Annotated in this window: 12 protein-coding genes; 8 read left to right on the plus strand and 4 right to left on the minus strand. The window is 64.1% G+C overall.

The genetic code is table 11. The features are described 5' to 3' along the window. The first annotated feature begins 20 nt into the window (after positions 1 to 20). The 5 genes from ACOGJC_RS02025 (at position 21) to ACOGJC_RS02045 (ending at position 6,379) form a co-directional block, all read left to right on the plus strand. Complete coding sequence (locus tag ACOGJC_RS02025; protein WP_419846847.1) at positions 21 to 1,187, plus strand: LLM class flavin-dependent oxidoreductase; 1,167 nt, start codon at positions 21 to 23, stop codon at positions 1,185 to 1,187. Between the two features lie 110 nt (positions 1,188 to 1,297). Beyond that, entirely contained in the window at positions 1,298 to 2,434 is a 1,137-nt protein-coding gene (locus ACOGJC_RS02030) for an amino acid ABC transporter substrate-binding protein (protein WP_419846848.1), read from the plus strand. 105 nt (positions 2,435 to 2,539) lie between these two features. Next, positions 2,540 to 4,087 (plus strand): ABC transporter permease subunit, encoded by a 1,548-nt coding sequence (locus ACOGJC_RS02035; RefSeq protein WP_419846849.1) that lies wholly within the window; start codon positions 2,540 to 2,542, stop codon positions 4,085 to 4,087. Between the two features lie 4 nt (positions 4,088 to 4,091). Continuing rightward, positions 4,092 to 5,591, plus strand: coding sequence for an amino acid ABC transporter permease (locus ACOGJC_RS02040; protein ID WP_419846850.1), 1,500 nt, complete (start codon positions 4,092 to 4,094; stop codon positions 5,589 to 5,591). Next, positions 5,588 to 6,379: an amino acid ABC transporter ATP-binding protein gene (locus ACOGJC_RS02045; protein WP_419846851.1), complete on the plus strand. Its 792-nt coding sequence runs from the start codon at positions 5,588 to 5,590 to the stop codon at positions 6,377 to 6,379. The genes ACOGJC_RS02040 and ACOGJC_RS02045 overlap by 4 nt, the downstream gene beginning before the upstream one ends. Here the strand turns inward: ACOGJC_RS02045 and ACOGJC_RS02050 are convergent. After that, positions 6,376 to 7,554 (minus strand): citrate synthase, encoded by a 1,179-nt coding sequence (locus tag ACOGJC_RS02050; protein WP_419846852.1) that lies wholly within the window; start codon positions 7,552 to 7,554, stop codon positions 6,376 to 6,378. The two genes, ACOGJC_RS02045 and ACOGJC_RS02050, sit on opposite strands and share 4 nt — an antisense overlap. A gap of 83 nt (positions 7,555 to 7,637) precedes the next feature. On the opposite strand from ACOGJC_RS02050, the gene ACOGJC_RS02055 reads away from it, so the two are divergent. Continuing rightward, complete coding sequence (locus tag ACOGJC_RS02055; protein WP_419846853.1) at positions 7,638 to 8,771, plus strand: citrate/2-methylcitrate synthase; 1,134 nt, start codon at positions 7,638 to 7,640, stop codon at positions 8,769 to 8,771. Here ACOGJC_RS02055 and meaB read toward each other — a convergent pair. Genes meaB through ACOGJC_RS02070 form a run of 3 tightly spaced genes read right to left on the minus strand, consistent with a single transcriptional unit; the run spans position 8,768 to position 13,631 of the window. Further along, a complete protein-coding gene (gene meaB, locus ACOGJC_RS02060) occupies positions 8,768 to 9,742 on the minus strand; it encodes a methylmalonyl Co-A mutase-associated GTPase MeaB (RefSeq protein WP_419846854.1) in 975 nt (324 codons plus the stop codon). The genes ACOGJC_RS02055 and meaB overlap by 4 nt on opposite strands. Continuing rightward, entirely contained in the window at positions 9,739 to 11,931 is a 2,193-nt protein-coding gene (gene scpA, locus ACOGJC_RS02065) for a methylmalonyl-CoA mutase (protein WP_419846855.1), read from the minus strand. Before scpA ends, meaB begins: the two co-directional genes overlap by 4 nt. Beyond that, on the minus strand, positions 11,928 to 13,631 hold the full coding sequence (locus ACOGJC_RS02070) for a methylmalonyl-CoA mutase family protein (protein ID WP_419846856.1): 1,704 nt from the start codon (positions 13,629 to 13,631) through the stop codon (positions 11,928 to 11,930). The genes scpA and ACOGJC_RS02070 overlap by 4 nt, the downstream gene beginning before the upstream one ends. Before the next feature lie 99 nt (positions 13,632 to 13,730). Here ACOGJC_RS02070 and ACOGJC_RS02075 point away from each other — a divergent pair, with 99 nt between their 5' ends. Together ACOGJC_RS02075 and ACOGJC_RS02080 are read left to right on the plus strand one after the other, a co-directional pair. Further along, on the plus strand, positions 13,731 to 14,951 hold the full coding sequence (locus ACOGJC_RS02075) for an RNA ligase (RefSeq protein WP_419846857.1): 1,221 nt from the start codon (positions 13,731 to 13,733) through the stop codon (positions 14,949 to 14,951). Positions 14,952 to 15,049: 98 nt separating this feature from the next. Continuing rightward, positions 15,050 to 15,319 carry a hypothetical protein gene (locus ACOGJC_RS02080; RefSeq protein ID WP_419846858.1) on the plus strand — a complete coding sequence of 90 codons (270 nt, stop codon included), beginning with the start codon at positions 15,050 to 15,052 and terminating at the stop codon, positions 15,317 to 15,319. Positions 15,320 to 15,474: the final 155 nt, after the last annotated feature.

Here is a 15,474-nt window from a genome sequence, read left to right on the forward strand (position 1 = left end):
ATACCCGGGGGTTGCCCACGATGGAGTTCGGATATTTTGCCCAGTGCTTCGTGCCTGATTTCGGCTACGAGGGGAATCCCGACTGGGAGGCCCAGCGCATCCGCGACAACCTGGAGATCTCCCAGCTGTGCGATCGCCACGGGTTCAAGTACATCTGGGCCTCAGAGCACCACTTCTTGCGGGAGTACTCCCACATGTCCTCCCCCGAGGTGTTCTTGTCGGCGGTGGCATCCACCACCGAGAACGTGCATCTGGGCTCGGCCATCTTCAACATCACCGCTCCGGTGAATCACCCTGTGCGCTCGGCTGAACGGGCGGCCATGATCGACGTGCTGTCCAACGGTCGCTTCGAGCTGGGTACCGGCCGGGGCTCCTCGTCCACCGAGGTGATGGGATTCGGGATGCCGGGAACACCCCGCGACCCGGAAACCGGCCTGGCCGACACCGAGGTCACCCGCGGCCTGTGGGACGAGGCCATCCGCCAGATCCCCCACATGTGGCGCGAGGGGGCATACAGCTACGAGGGCGACAGCTTCTCGATGCCAGCCCGGGAGATCTTCCCCAAGCCAGTAACCAAGCCCCATCCCCCGCTGTGGGTGGCGTGTGGCAGCCCGGGCACGTTTGAGAAAGCCGGCAAGCTGGGCATCGGAGTGCTGTGCTTCACCATCGGCACCCCCGATGAGATCGCCCCGCTAATCGAGATCTACAAGAACGAGGTGGCCAGCTGCAAGAACCCAGTGGGCGACTATGTCCACGACAACGTCATGTGCGTTGGGTTCGGCATCTGCCTGGACGACCGGGAGGTGGCCATCGACTGGGCCACCCGAGGCCACATGTACTACTACCAGTGCCTCGTCTACCGCTGGCTGGACACCTTCCCCAAGCCCGACGGGATTCCCGAATGGCCTGCGGTCATCCCCGAGCCGACTCATGACGATGTCAAGATGGCCATCGAAGGCGGCTCGCTGTGCGTGGGCAACGCCGAGGACTGCATCCACGTGTCCCGCCAGTACGAGCGGGTGGGAGCCGATCAGTACGTGATCAGCCCGCTCACCTCCACGCTGCCCATGGACGTGGTGCGCGAGACAATTGTGAACTTCGGCAAGCACGTCATCCCGGTGATCGACACCGATCCGATGCACCGCTCGACCCGTCAACGCGAGGCGGCTCTGGCCGCGGCGATCTAAACTAGCTGTTTCTTAAAGAATCCATGACAAAACTTGAGCGGGCCTAGTCAGGCTGCGGTTCAGCCGCTAGCGTTTGACCGTCCCTTGAGTCCAACGTTGGGAGCAATCACATGCAAAAGACCATTCACCGCTTGCTGGCCCTACTCGGGTTGGTGCTGGCCTTCTCGTTGATCGCCGCCTCATGCGGCAACGACGACAGCGACGAGGGAGGCGCGGCCCCCGCGGCCCCTGAGGCCACCGAGGCAGCCACCCAAGCGCCCGAGCCAACAGAGGCGCCGGAAGCAACCGTTGACCTTATTCAGGACGGTGGAACCTTGCAGGCCGTGCTGGATCGCGGTCATGTGCTGTGCGGCTCCCGGGATGACGTGCCCGGCTTCGCCCTGCTAAACGAAGACGGCCAATACGAGGGCTTCGACATCGACATGTGCCGGGTGGTGGCGGCTGCCGTCTTCGGTGACGCCGACGCCGTAGAGATCGTGCCGGTTACCAGCGCCGAGCGCTTCACCGCTTTGGCCTCAGGCCAGTTCGAGGTGATGAACCGCAACACGACCTGGACCGCCACCCGTGACGGTACCGAGGGCGCCGAATTCTTGTTCACCACCTACTACGACGGCCAGGGCCTCATGGTGCCAGCCTCCACCGGCTTCACCACCCTGGAAGACCTGGAAGACGCCAACATCTGCGTGAGCACCGGAACCACCACCGAGCTGAACCTCACCGCGGTGTTCGCCGCCCGGGGCATCCCCTTCAACCCGGTCACCTTTGAAGGGTTCGACACCCTGGTGCCGGCTTATGAAGAGGGCCAATGTGAGGCGATGACCGCCGACAGCAGCGTGCTCGGCGTCTACAAGTTCGAGATCGAGGCCAAAGGCGGTCCCGACCAGCACATCATGACCGAGATCATCTCCAAGGAGCCCTTGGGCACCGTGGTGCGTGACGGCGACTCCCAGTGGGCACAGGTTGTGAACTGGGCCACCATGGCCACTGTGCAAGCCTGGGAGTTCGGACTCGACTCCAGCAACATCGGCAGCTACGACGGCAATGACCCCAACATCTTGAACTTCCTGGGCCGCGACGGCTTCGATCCCGGCCTCGGCCTGCCCACCGACTTCGCCGTCAATGTGGTGGAGCAAGTGGGTAACTACGAGGAGATCTTCAACCGCTATCCGCAGTTGGGTGTCCTCGAAGGCAGCGTGAACGACCTCTGGACCAACGGCGGGCTCATGTACGTTCCGCCGTACCGCTAGGGAAAACCCCGCTCGTCTCGTGACGGGCAACAACTGACGCGATGAGCGGCCCACCGGTCACCGACCGGTGGGCCGCTCTCGTCTAATGTTCAAGGTCACACTGCTATGAGCAGCCCTGCCGATCTCGCCAGTACGCCAGCTGATCTCACCGCAGTACCTTCCGCGCCTCTCAGCCGCAGAGTGCTGGCGTTGTTGGCCGATCTGGTGATCCTGGCCCTCGTTGCCGCCATCTCGGTTTGGCAGCTGGGCCTGCGCCTGCTCGACGACTACAGCGACATCCCGGAACTCGCTCTCGCCTGGGTATTCCTGGTGGCAGTGCCTGTGGCGGTCGTTGCCATCGTTGTGATCGATGCGGCGCGCATCGGACAGACGCCAGGCATGGCCGCGGCCGGCATTCGCACCATTCACGACGGCACGACAAAGCGGGCTCTCCCCACCGATGATCCGAGAGTCCCTGAACCCGGTATCCCTGCTCTGTGGCGCGACGTGCGAGTCCTCCGATTAGTTGCACAAGTGCTGGCCGTGATTGTTGTCGTAGCCCTCATCCGATGGATGTTCCACAACCTCATCGTGAGGATGGACGAAGTTGGCCTGCCCAAGGGCTTCGACTTTCTCGAATCCCCCTACGGGGTAGCCCTGCGGGACGCCCATGGCTTTGACGTACGCGATCCCGTGTGGAGGGGGCTGCTCATCGGATTGCAGAACACTGTCGTGGCGTCAGTTGTGGGCATCTTGATCGCTACCGTAGTGGGGCTGTTCGTGGGCATCGCCCGACTCTCCTCCAACTGGCTCGTGGCCAAAGGGGCCAGTCTTTATGTGGAAAGCCTGCGCAACATCCCGCCGCTGGTCGTCATCATCTTCTTTGGCTCGGCACTGTTTACCTTCGGCCCTTTCCCCCGCTTCAACCCAACAAACCCTCCGTGGCAGGGAACGTTCTTCGGTTCCGACAGCAACTGGATCATTGTCAGCCGGGACCGATGGGCCATCCCATCGCTGGCTTCTGAGAGCAACGTAGGAGTGTTCTGGCTGCTTGTGCTGGCGGCGGCGATTATCGCCGTGGCCGTGTGGCAATGGCGGACTCGTCGCAACAACGCCACCGGCGAACCCCATCACCGCGTGCTGTGGTCGGTGGGGGTTTTCGCAGTGATCGTGGTCGCGTGCTTCGCCGCCCTGGGTGGCCCCTATTCCTGGTCGTGGCCCGCAGTGTCGGAGAACGGGCGGCGAGTGGTCGGGGGTTTCAGCACCAACTCGGGCTACATGGCACTGACTCTGGGCTTGGGCCTCTACACGGCCAGCTTCGTTGCTGAGATCATCCGCGGATCTATCCTCGCCGTCCCCAAAGGCCAGACTGAGGCGGCGACCTCGGTGGCGCTCAAATCTAGTCAGCGATACCGCCATGTCGTCCTTCCCCAAGCACAGCGGATCGCCATTCCCCCCTACATCAGCGAGTGCGCCAACTTGATCAAGAACACCTCTTTAGGACTCGCCGTGGCCTATCCCGACCTCTTCCTCGTGGTCGTCACCGCATGGGGCATCAACTTCCCCGCGCCCCAACTCATCCTCATAGTTGTCATTGTTTACGTGTCCATAAACCTCATCGTGTCGGCGCTGTTGAACGTGTACAACCGATCCATCCAGCTCAAAGAGCGATGATCCGATGACCGCCACCGTGCCTTCCCCCGACGCTAGCCCACAGGGCGACCCATCCCGACTGCCGCCCGATATGCGAGTCTCGCCCGGCACCTGGCTGCGCAAGAATCTGTTCAACAGCTGGTACAACGCTCTGATCACCGTGTTAGCGGTGGTAGTCGGAGCGATCCTCCTGTACTACGGCGGACGCTTCATATTCGTCACCGGCCAGTGGGAGGCAGTGCGCAAGAACCTCACGCTCCTCATGCTGGGCGTGTACCCCCGTAACGAGCATTGGCGGCTTGTGGCCCAGATGTACATAGTGGCCTCGGCCCTTGGGTTGGCCTGGGGAACGGTCACAGCCCGAAGCCAAGACCAGGCCGAAGACACTGGCGTCGTCGCACCGCGCCCCACTCCCCTTGATTTGCTGCGCCGCTACTGGGCCATCCTCTTGCTGTTGGTGGTCATCCTGGTGTTCACCCGCACCATCTGGCCAACGCTGTTCACCCTCTCCACCATCGCAGTTGGGCTCGCGGTGCGCGCCGGGGCCATGCGCTTACCCCGCTCCTCTCGGCGCATCTGCTGGTACGCGGCGACCTTCATGGCCATCGTGTCCTTCCAGGTGGTCTCGGGCACAAACGGAAACGCATGGTGGTGGATGAGTGCGTTATTCGCATTCGCCGCCTTGCAACTCGCCAACGCGAGAGATCTCACCAGGTACTTGGGAACGACGATGGCCTGGCCGATTTTCGGCCAGGCGCGACTTGTCACCGCCAGAGATCTCGTGCGGCTCAAGCGGGCAGTCCAGATCGTGGCCGTGGTCGCAGCAGTAGTGGTGGTCCGCATCGCCTACTTGCTCATCGGCGAAACCTCCAGTGTGAGCTGGGACAAATGGTCGGGGCTGTATCTCACGTTGGTGGCCTCCGGTGCGGCCATCATCCTGTCGTTCCCACTGGCATTGCTGCTGGCGGTGGGACGGCGCTCCTCTCTTCCCGCCATTCGCTGGCTCTGCGTGACCTACATCGAGTTCTTCAGGGGCGTCCCCTTCATCGCCCTGCTGTTCGTAGCGAAGATCTTCATCGACTTCTTCCTTAACGTCGACACGCCGCTCTCCTTGACGACCCGGACGATCATTGTCTTTACCATTTTCAGCTCGGCTTATGTGGCCGAAGTAGTGCGCGGTGGCCTGCAAGCCGTGCCCCGAGGCCAGATCGAGGCCGGGCAAGCCGTAGGCCTTCAACCGCCGGCCGTGATGAGGCTGATCGTGCTGCCCCAAGCCCTGCGGGCAGTCATCCCGGCCATGGTGGGACAGTTCATCAGCTTGTTCAAGGACAGCACGCTATTCGCCTTTATCAGCGTGGTGGAGTTCTATCGGGCCCGCGAGCTGATCCACTCCCAACAGGAGTACACAACCGTTGCCATTGCGGAAACCCTGGTCTTCGTGGCCTTCGCCTATTGGGCCCTTAGCTACACCATGTCCAAAGAAAGCCAGCGCCTCGAGCGCCACCTCGGAGTCGGAGAACGATGACAGACACAACTACAACAACATCCAACGTCAACAGCGACGCCACCCAGATCGGCGGACGACAACTCATGGTCGAGATGTCTGGCGTGGACAAGTTCTTCGGGACCTTTCAGGCGCTCACCAATATCGACATGAAGGTCGGTGCAGGCGAGGTGGTGGTGGTGATTGGGCCATCGGGATCGGGCAAGTCCACCCTCATCCGCTGCATCAACCGGTTGGAGCACCACGACCGGGGCCACATTGTGGTCGATGGCATCGAGCTCACCGATGACGTGCGCAACATCGCCCTCATCCGGCGGGAGACGGGGATGGTGTTCCAGCAATTCAACTTGTTCCCCCATCTCACCGTCATCGACAACATCACCCTGGGGCCTCGCCAAGTGTTGAAGATGCCCAAGCAGCAAGCCGAGGACCGGGCGATGGAGCTGCTGGAACGAGTCAAGATCCCCGAGCAAGCCCGCAAATTCCCCGGCCAGCTCTCCGGCGGCCAGCAGCAGCGGGTGGCCATTGCCCGGTCGCTGGCCATGCAGCCCAAGATCATGCTGTTTGACGAGCCCACATCGGCGCTGGACCCCGAGATGATCTCCGAAGTGCTCGAAGTGATCCTTGAACTGTCCAGAACTGGCATGACCCTGATCGTGGTCACCCACGAGATGGGCTTCGCCCGAGAGGCAGCCGACCGGGTCATCTTCATGGCCGACGGCGAAATCGTCGAAGTCGGCGAACCCGAGCACTTCTTCACCAACCCCCAAGAAGAACGCACCCAGCTCTTCTTGTCCCAGATTCTCTAACTGCCGGTGTAGCGGGCTCGGAAACGGAACCGAACCGGGTCTTCCTCGTATTCCTCTAAGGCGTGGGCGATCCAGCCCGCGGTGCGGGCGATGGCGAACACCGCCTCGCCAGCCTCAGGGCGCATGCCAGCCAAAAAGGTCATGGCGCCCAATGGGAAATCTACGGTGGCGGGGGCATCGGTGCGCTCACTGGCAAGTGTCTGCACGGTGAGCACCTTGGGAAGATGCTCATGCGATGGCCACGCTCCGGCCACTGCTTCCATGAGCGCGCTGCAACGAGGATCCCGATGCCGGTAGACGGCATGGCCGAAGCCGGGGGTATAGCCGGTCCTTCGCTGGGCCTCGCCCAGCGCTGCGGCTGGATCACCACTGGCCGCTGCCTCTTGAAAGATGCGGTGGACGGGGCCGCTGGCCGCGCCGTGAAGCCGCCCGCCCAGAATCCCAAGGCCGGCGGCGACCGCCGAATAGGGGTCAGCCCTTACTGACGCCGCGACACGAACGCCAAGCGTTGAGCTGGCCAGTCCATGGTCCAGCAACAGGACCAAGGCCCGGTTGAGAACAGCCCGCTGCCGTGCATTGGATCGTCCCGGGGCCAGTCGACTCCACAGCCGTTCTGCCAGATTGCTCTCCTTCGGCGCGGTGACCAGCGGGAGTGAGTGCACCATCAAATGCAGCAGCCTTCGGCCCGCAGCCCCAACCGATGAGGTTGAGAGGTCGTTGCGGAGCGGGTCGGTGGTCGAGGCGACGCTCACCGCGACTCTGAGCCGGTCCATCATCGGGGCGCTATCGGGCAGCACGCTTTGGATGCGTTGAGACAATTCCTCTGCCTCGTCGATGTAGTTCCAGCGGGCATCGGGCTCTGCTCCCCACACCAAATCGACCGCATCTTCGAATCGGGTATCGGCAGCCAGCCCGATCAAGTCCCGCCCGCGCACCTTCAACTCCCCATCGGCAATCTGGGTAATGCCGGTGGATACCAAGACACCGATCTCGTCGTCACCTCGTCGACCAGAGCGGGAGCGGAGGCGATCCACTTCTTCGGGGTTGAACCGCGAGCTGCGACCGTCCGAGTCCACTACTCGTTGCAGTAGGCCCCTACTCACATAGGAATAGAGGGTGGCGCGCTTTACTCCGAGGCGGGCCGCCGCCTCTGTGCTGGTCAGCCAAGCGTCCATTCCACCTCCTCTCTATATTGACTAATCAATGTAGATATTGATCAATGTTGTCAATATATCAATCTAACGGCATCATGGGCGGCATGAATGCTGTTGCTCCGCTTACTGACAACATCGCTCCACCCGGCCTCAAGGGGTTGATTGTGGCTGACACGGAGGTGGGCTCAGTTCGCGGGCATGAGGGGTGGTTCCACTACCGGGGGCGGAACGCGGCTTCGCTAGCCCGAGACCACTCGTTTGAGGCGGTGGCCCATTTGCTGTTGGGCGGAGACTTACCAGACGGCGCAGCCGAGGAGGCATTTCGGGCCGAGCTGGCTGCGGCCCGGTGCTTGACTCCGAAGGCAGCCGACCTGGTCGCGGCGCTGGCACAAACCGATCTGCCGCCAATGCCCATCTTGCGCGGCGTGCTGGGAGTGGAGGTTGACCCGCGGCCCACATTGGATCTCGAACAGGGCGAACGCCGAGCTGCGGTCATGAGGGCCATTGGGATCACCCCTACCGTGCTGGGGGCGGTCAGCCGCATCCGCTCTGGGGCTGAGCCGCTTGACCCCGACGAATCGCTGTCCCACAGCGCCGACTACCTGCGCATGACCCTGGGCGAGACGCCGCTCCCCGAGCACGCCCGGGCGGTGGAGACCTATCTTTGCCTGACTGCTGATCACGGCTTCAACGCCTCGACGTTCACCGCCAGGGTCATCACCAGCACCGGCACCGACGTCGCCGGAGCGTTTGGCGGAGCGCTGGCCGCCTTGGCCGGCCCGCTGCACGGCGGGGCACCGGGTCGAGTTCTAGACATGCTGCACGCCATCGGCCACCCCGACAACGCGGTGCCCTGGATCGCGGCCGAGCTCGACGCTGGACGCAAGATTATGGGGTTCGGCCACGCGGTGTACCGGGCGGCCGACCCTCGTTCTGAAACCCTGAAAGCGGTGGCCATCGAATTGGGCGGCGAGATGGTAGAACGGGCCCTCGACATCGAGAGCCGAATCTTGCCTTATCTGGCCGACTGGAAGCCTGATGCGGTAATCGTCACCAACGTGGAGTACTACGCCGGTGTGGTACTCCACCTGGCCGGATTGCCCCAAGAGGCGTTCACCCCCACCTTCACCACCAGCCGGGTCGTCGGCTGGGGTGCCCATCTCCTAGAGCAAGCCGCCAACAACAAGATCATGCGCCCCAGCGCCCGCTACACCGGGCGATTGCACAACGGCGACTAGGCGTCGAACGCGGCCAGAATTTGTTCGGCGGCCGCTGCGGGGGCCAATTGCCCACCGGCCACCTGCTGCTCGAGAAGATCGGTCAGTTCAGCCACTTCTGAGGAGGCCTGAAGGCGGTCGCGGATGCGGTCTTCCACCATGGCCCACATCCACCGCACCTGCTGGTCTGCCCGGAGACCGGCGAGCTCCCCAGAATCGCTCAGCGCTTGGTAGTAGGCCTGTATCTGATCCCACACTTGGTCGAGTCCGGTACCCTCAATTGCGCTGACCGCCAGCACCGGGGGAACCCAGTTGGGGTTGGCCGGGGCAGTCATGGCCAGCGCGGCCCGGTAGTCCCGCACCGCCCGTTGGGCGGCGATCTCGTTGCCGCCGTCGGCCTTGTTCACCACCAGGGCGTCGGCCAACTCCAACACCCCCTTCTTGATGCCCTGGAGTTCGTCGCCGGCGCCGGGCAGCATCATCACCAAGAAGAAGTCCACCATGTCGGCCACTGCGGTCTCCGACTGGCCCACGCCCACCGTCTCGACCAGCACCACGTCGAATCCGGCTGCCTCCACCACGGTCATGGTTTCGCGGGTAGTGCGAGTTACCCCGCCCAGCGAACCAGAAGATGGCGACGGGCGGATGTAGGCCGCGTCGTCGATGGCCAGATTGGGCATTCGGGTCTTGTCTCCCAGGATGCTGCCCCCCGACACCGTTGAGGAGGGGTCTACCGCCAACACAGCCACCCGGTGATCCTGTGAGGTGAGGTGGGTGCCCAGCGCGTCAATAAAGGTGGACTTCCCCACCCCGGGCACCCCGGTGATGCCCACTCGCCGTGCTCCCCCGGTGTGGGGCAGCAGCCGTTGAAGAAGCTCGGTAGCCGATGCCCGATCATCTGGCTTGGTGCTCTCCACCAGGGTGACCGCCCGGCCAAGCCAGGTGCGGTCGGCAACCAGCACCCCCTCGACACAGGCGTCGAGGTCGATCACTTGTGATCGTCCAGAGCGGCCAGCAGCTCTAGGGCGGCGTCGGCGATCACCGTGCCGGGACCGAAGATGGCCTCGGCCCCCGCGGCCCGCAGTTCGTCGTGGTCGCTAGGCGGAATCACGCCGCCGACCACGATCATGATGTCGCCGCGCCCCAGCCTCTTCAGCTCGGCCCGCAGCTCGGGCACCAGCGTCAAGTGCCCCGCGGCCAGCGATGAAGCCCCCACAATATGCACATCGGCCTCCACCGCCTGGCGAGCCACTTCAGCCGGGGTTTGGAACAGCGGTCCCACGTCCACATCGAATCCGAGATCGGCAAATGCAGTGGCGATCACCTTCTGGCCCCGGTCGTGGCCGTCTTGGCCCATCTTGGCCACCAAGATGCGGGGTCGGCGCCCGGTTCGGGACGCGAAGCCAGTCACCGCATCCCGCACCTGACCAATGCCGTTGCCGTCGTTCTGTCCCATTTCCCCTTGGTATACCCCGGAGATCGTCCGGATCCGGGGCGCATGGCGACCATACACCTTCTCCAGCGCGTCGCTGATCTCTCCCACTGTGGCCCGGGCCCGGGCCGCGTCCACCGCTAGGGCCAGCAGATTAGAGCCCTGGCTGCCCACGGGTCTGTCTGCCCCCGCGGTCAACGCGTCCAAGGCACGAGTGCAGGCCTCGTTGTCCCGCTCGGCCCGCAGCCGCTCCAGTCGGGCGATCTGGGAGGCCCGCACTTCGGCGTTGTCCACCTTCAACACCTCGATGCCCTCTTCGCCTTCCACCTGGTAGCGGTTCACCCCCACCACGGTCTGGGCACCGGAGTCGATGCGGGCCTGGGTGCGGGCGGCGGCCTCCTCGATGCGCATCTTGGGAATCCCGGCCTCGATGGCCTCGGCCATGCCACCGGCGGCCTCAACTTCGCTGATGTGCTCCCACGCCCGTTGGGCCAGATCGTGGGTGAGCCGCTCCACGTAGTACGAGCCGCCCCAGGGGTCGGCCACCCGGCAGGTGCCCGACTCATGCTGCAATAGGAGCTGCGTGTTGCGAGCGATCCGGGCCGAGAAATCGGTGGGCAGGGCCAAGGCCTCGTCCAGGGCGTTGGTGTGCAGCGACTGGGTGTGGCCCTGGGTGGCGGCCATAGCCTCGATGGTGGTGCGGACCACGTTGTTGAAGACGTCTTGGGCGGTGAGGCTCCACCCCGAGGTCTGGCTGTGGGTGCGAAGCGACAGCGATCGGGGATTTGTCGGATTGAACGGGCGCATCAGCTTGGCCCACAGCAGGCGGGCGGCCCGCAGCTTCGCCACCTCCATGAAGAAGTTCATGCCGATACACCAGAAGAAGCTGAGCCGAGGGGCGAAGGCGTCGATGTCCAGCCCCGAGTCGAGCCCGGCCCGCACGTACTCCACCCCGTCGGCCAAGGTGTAGGCCAGCTCCAAATCGAGGGTGGCCCCGGCCTCTTGCATGTGATAGCCGGAGATGGAGATCGAGTTGAACTTGGGCATGTTGGCCGATGTGAAGGCGAAGATGTCGGAGATGATCCGCATCGACGGCGCCGGCGGGTAGATGAAGGTGTTGCGGACCATGAACTCCTTCAAGATGTCGTTCTGGATGGTCCCGCCTAGCTTCTCGGGGGCTACTCCCTGCTCTTCGCCGGCCACGATGTACATGGCCATAATTGGAAGCACCGCCCCGTTCATGGTCATCGACACGGTCATCTGGTCCAGCGGAATGCCGTCGAACAAGATCTGCGTGTCAAGAATGGAGTCGATGGCCACGCCAGCCATGCCCACATCGCCGCTCACCCGCGGATTGTCGGAGTCGTAGCCCCGATGGGTGGCCAAGTCGAAGGCCACCGACAGGCCCTTCTGCCCGGCAGCCAAGTTGCGGCGGTAGAAGGCGTTGGAGTCCTCGGCGGTGGAGAATCCGGCGTACTGGCGAATGGTCCACGGCTGGGTGGCATACATGGTGGCGTAGGGACCCCTCAGGTAGGGCTCCAGTCCGGGATAAGTGTCGCAGAAGTCCAGCGGGGCCCGATCCTCGGCGGTGTAGAGCCGACGCACGCCGAATCCCTCGGGGGTGGCCCAGGTGAGTTGGTCGGTACCCTCCCCGGTCTGTGCCGACACTAGATCAGCCCAGCCCAGCCCGTTGGCGCCAGAAGCAGGAGAGGCGTGGAGGTCCACACGGGAGAAGTCCGGGACGGTCACAGGCCCAACCTGTCGTGGACGGCACCCAGAGCAGCCAGCGCGTTGCAGCCCATGTGGATGTAGTCGTCGGCCCCCCAGCGATCATCGGGGCGGCCGGCCAGCAGTACATAACTGCAACCGGCTTCTTTCAGCGCGGCCACCGCTGCAGCGGCATGTTCTTCGTACATCTCGTCAGACGAGCACACCACCGCGATGGGCGTGCCCGACGCTGTCCACGCCGTGGCCGCTTCTTCCGGGGTGTCGTAGCCATCGCCGCCGACGGCATCGATTCCGCCAGCAGCCAGCAGGTTGGCTGAAAAGGCAGTCCGGGCCGTGTGGACGGCGATGGAGCCCAAGCTGGCCAAGAACGCGGTCGGGCGAGACGGGCCGGCCTCAGCGGCATCCCGCAATGCCTCGAACGGCTCGGCCAGGCGGCGCAATCCGGGATCCGATGCCACCGGTGGCCGATCGACTGCCGGCTCATCGAGGTCGGGGAACTCGCTCACGCCGGTGAGCGGCAGGCGGCGGGTGGCCACATCCCGGCTGCGGGCCTGGTGCGCGGCTTCAATGAGCTCGGCCAGGCTGGCCCCCGCCTCCAGCTCCTGGAACAGTCCCCAGGCAGTGGTGGTCAGGGCATCGGTGAGCGATTCGATGTAGTAGGAGCCGCCGGAAGGGTCTATCACCTCATGGATGTGGGACTCCTCCCGCAACAACAGCTGCGTATTGCGGGCGATCCGCAGCCCCAGAGGATCGGGCACCCCAATGGCCGAGTCATACGGGCTGACGGTGATGGCGTCGGCGCCGCCCGCCGCGGCGGCGAAGCAGGCCACCGTGGTGCGGATCATGTTCACCCACGGATCGCGGCGGCTCATCATGGCGCCAGAGGTGACCGCGTGCTGACGCTGGGCGGCGGGCTCGATGCCACAAGCCTGGGTCACCCGGGCCCACAGCCGTCGGCCAGCCCGAAGCTTCGCGATGGTCAAGAATTGATCCACCCCGGCGGCGTAGCGGAACTCCAGCCTGTCGGCCGCCATTGCCAGGTCGAGGCCCGCCTGTTCACAGGCCCGCAGGTAGGCGACTCCGTCGGCCAGCGATCCGGCCAGCTCCTGAGCCTCGCTCGCGCCTTGGTCGGCCAATCCTGCTCCATTCACGGCCGCGACCAGAACGTTGCGGTAGTTCAGGTTCAAGGTGTTGGCCACTGCCTCAGCCACCGCGGGATCTCGAGGGTCCATCCCAAAGCCGCCGAGAGCCTCATCTCTAGCGACTCCCCTGTTGTCCCAAATGTCGACCAGATGCCAGATGGCGGCCTCGCTCCCCGGCGCCAGCATGATCGGAACCGTTGGGGGAACGCCCTCGAGAAGGTCGTCGAGTTCTTCCCGGCTGGTCTCGCCCTCGATGTGAAGCTCGATGGCATCAGCTCCCCCGCCCAAGTCGTCCCGCACCGCGCCGTTGCCGGTTGCGCGGCTATGCGCCTGGCGAACTTGCCACGCACCGCCCACAACCCGGCTGCCCCGGGTGAACGGCGCCACCCCGGGCAGGCCAGCGTCTCCGGCATGGTCGGCGCCAGTGTAGAGAGGTTGAACCCGAATGCCGTCGTAGGTGGTGCTAACCAGCTTCTTGTCGAACGGCGCCCCCCGCAGCACCTGCTCCACCAGCTCCATCCACTGGTCCCGCCCAGCCAGGTCGAAGTCCCCGGCCAGACTCATCACGGCGTCGCTCACCCCCTAATGGTACGTCCCGCCCCCTCCCTTTCCCCCAACCAATCTGCCTCAGAGAAAATCCAGTAAGGGAGGTCGAAGCCGCCCTCGTACCATCTCCGGGTGGCCCCAACATTCCTCCGAGACATCGCCGACCTCGGCTTATTGGAGTCGGCCATCGCCGAAAAGCACATCACTGCCCGGACCTCCGCCGAGGGGCTGACCGTGTACAACTACACCGCCCGGGCCCAGTATTCCGAGGCGTGGAACCAAGCCACTCTGACCTGCCGGGGGCTGATCGCCGACCAGCATGGACGGGTGCTGGCCCGTCCGTTCCCCAAGTTCTTCGCCCCCTCCGAGCCCTGTGCCCCGGCGGTGCCCGCAGAGGGGCCGATGCAGGTCACCGACAAGTGGGACGGATCCCTGGGGATCGCCTACCGGCACCCCAACGGCGATATCCGCATATCCACCCGAGGCAGCCTGGAATCCGAGCAGGCGGTTGAGGCAACTCGCATATGGCAGGAGCGATACGCAGTCATAGACGTAGGTGACGAGATAACCCCGCTGTTCGAGATCGTGTACCCGCAGAACCGGATCGTTGTGAACCACGGTGACATGCGCGATCTGATTCTGCTCGCGGTCATCGACATCGCTACCGGCGCTGACTTGCCGCTGGACCGGTTCGACTGGCCCGGCCCGGTGGCCGCCAGCCGAGAATTCGCCTCGTTGAACGATCTTGCTGACCACATGGCCAGGCCCCGTCCTGACTACCACCCCGAGGAAGGCTTCGTAGTCCGGTACGATACCGGCAGCCATCAACCCCACCTCCGGTTCAAAATGAAGTGGCCCGCCTATGTAGAGCAGCACCGGGTGGTCACCGGACTGAACCGGCGACACATCTGGACAGCGGCCGCCGTGCTTGACGCTGCCCGTCGCGGTATATCCCCCAAGCACATCGCCGCCCGCCTCCGCCTTCCCCCGGAGACGGTAACGGGCCTGCTCGACCAGCCCGAAAATCCCATTGAGGCCATCCGGTCGGTCATGCCCGAAGAGTTCCATGGCTGGATCGACGGCACGCTGGCCGCCGTCGCTGCCGAGGCCAGAGAACGGATTTCCCTCTACGAATGGCTTACCGAACAGGCCGCCGATGAGAGCCGCGGCCAAGGCGACCGGGGGTTTGCCGAGGCGGCCCAGCGGCTGGCCGCCCACCACGATCTGCCCGTCGGCCCCATCTTCGCCCTCCACAAGAAAAAGCCCGAAGCCCATCTGGCCATCTGGGCCGACCTCCGACCCCCTGCCGACCCCGAAAGCGGCCCCCTAACCGGCAATCAACCGCAGTCCTGAGCCACCCGCAATTCGTTTGCCGTGCGCGCGCTAGCGCATCTGCCAAGCGGTCTCGTAATAGTGATTGACATACACCCAATATCATGTAAAGTCATGATATGCCTGAGGTCGCAGACCAAGATCAGACGATGGCACAAGAAGAGCAAAGAGCTCACGCCATGTCTTCTGCCCCTCAGCCGAATCCCACCACCGCGACAGATGACAGCGATTCCCGCGCCCGTGAAGATGCCGAAATCATCAAAGCGGGACTTGCCGCCGTAGCAGAGTGGGAAGCCGAGCACGGACCCTTCACCGAAGAAGAGATCGCCTGGGCGAACGAGGTACTGGACCGAGGCGAGCGGCACTACCAGAACCTCAAAAACCGTTGACAGGGATCACTTACGACACCGGGGCATTGATTGCCGCTGAGCGCAGCAATCATCAAATGTGGGTGCTACACCAAGAGGCCCTTGGTCGAGGCGTCGTACCCACAGTCCCAGCAGGTGTTCTCGCCCAAGGATGGCGAGGCGGCCCACAGCCGCTG

Source organism: Candidatus Poriferisocius sp., from assembly GCF_965204015.1.
Taxonomy (GTDB): domain Bacteria; phylum Actinomycetota; class Acidimicrobiia; order Acidimicrobiales; family Bin134; genus Poriferisocius.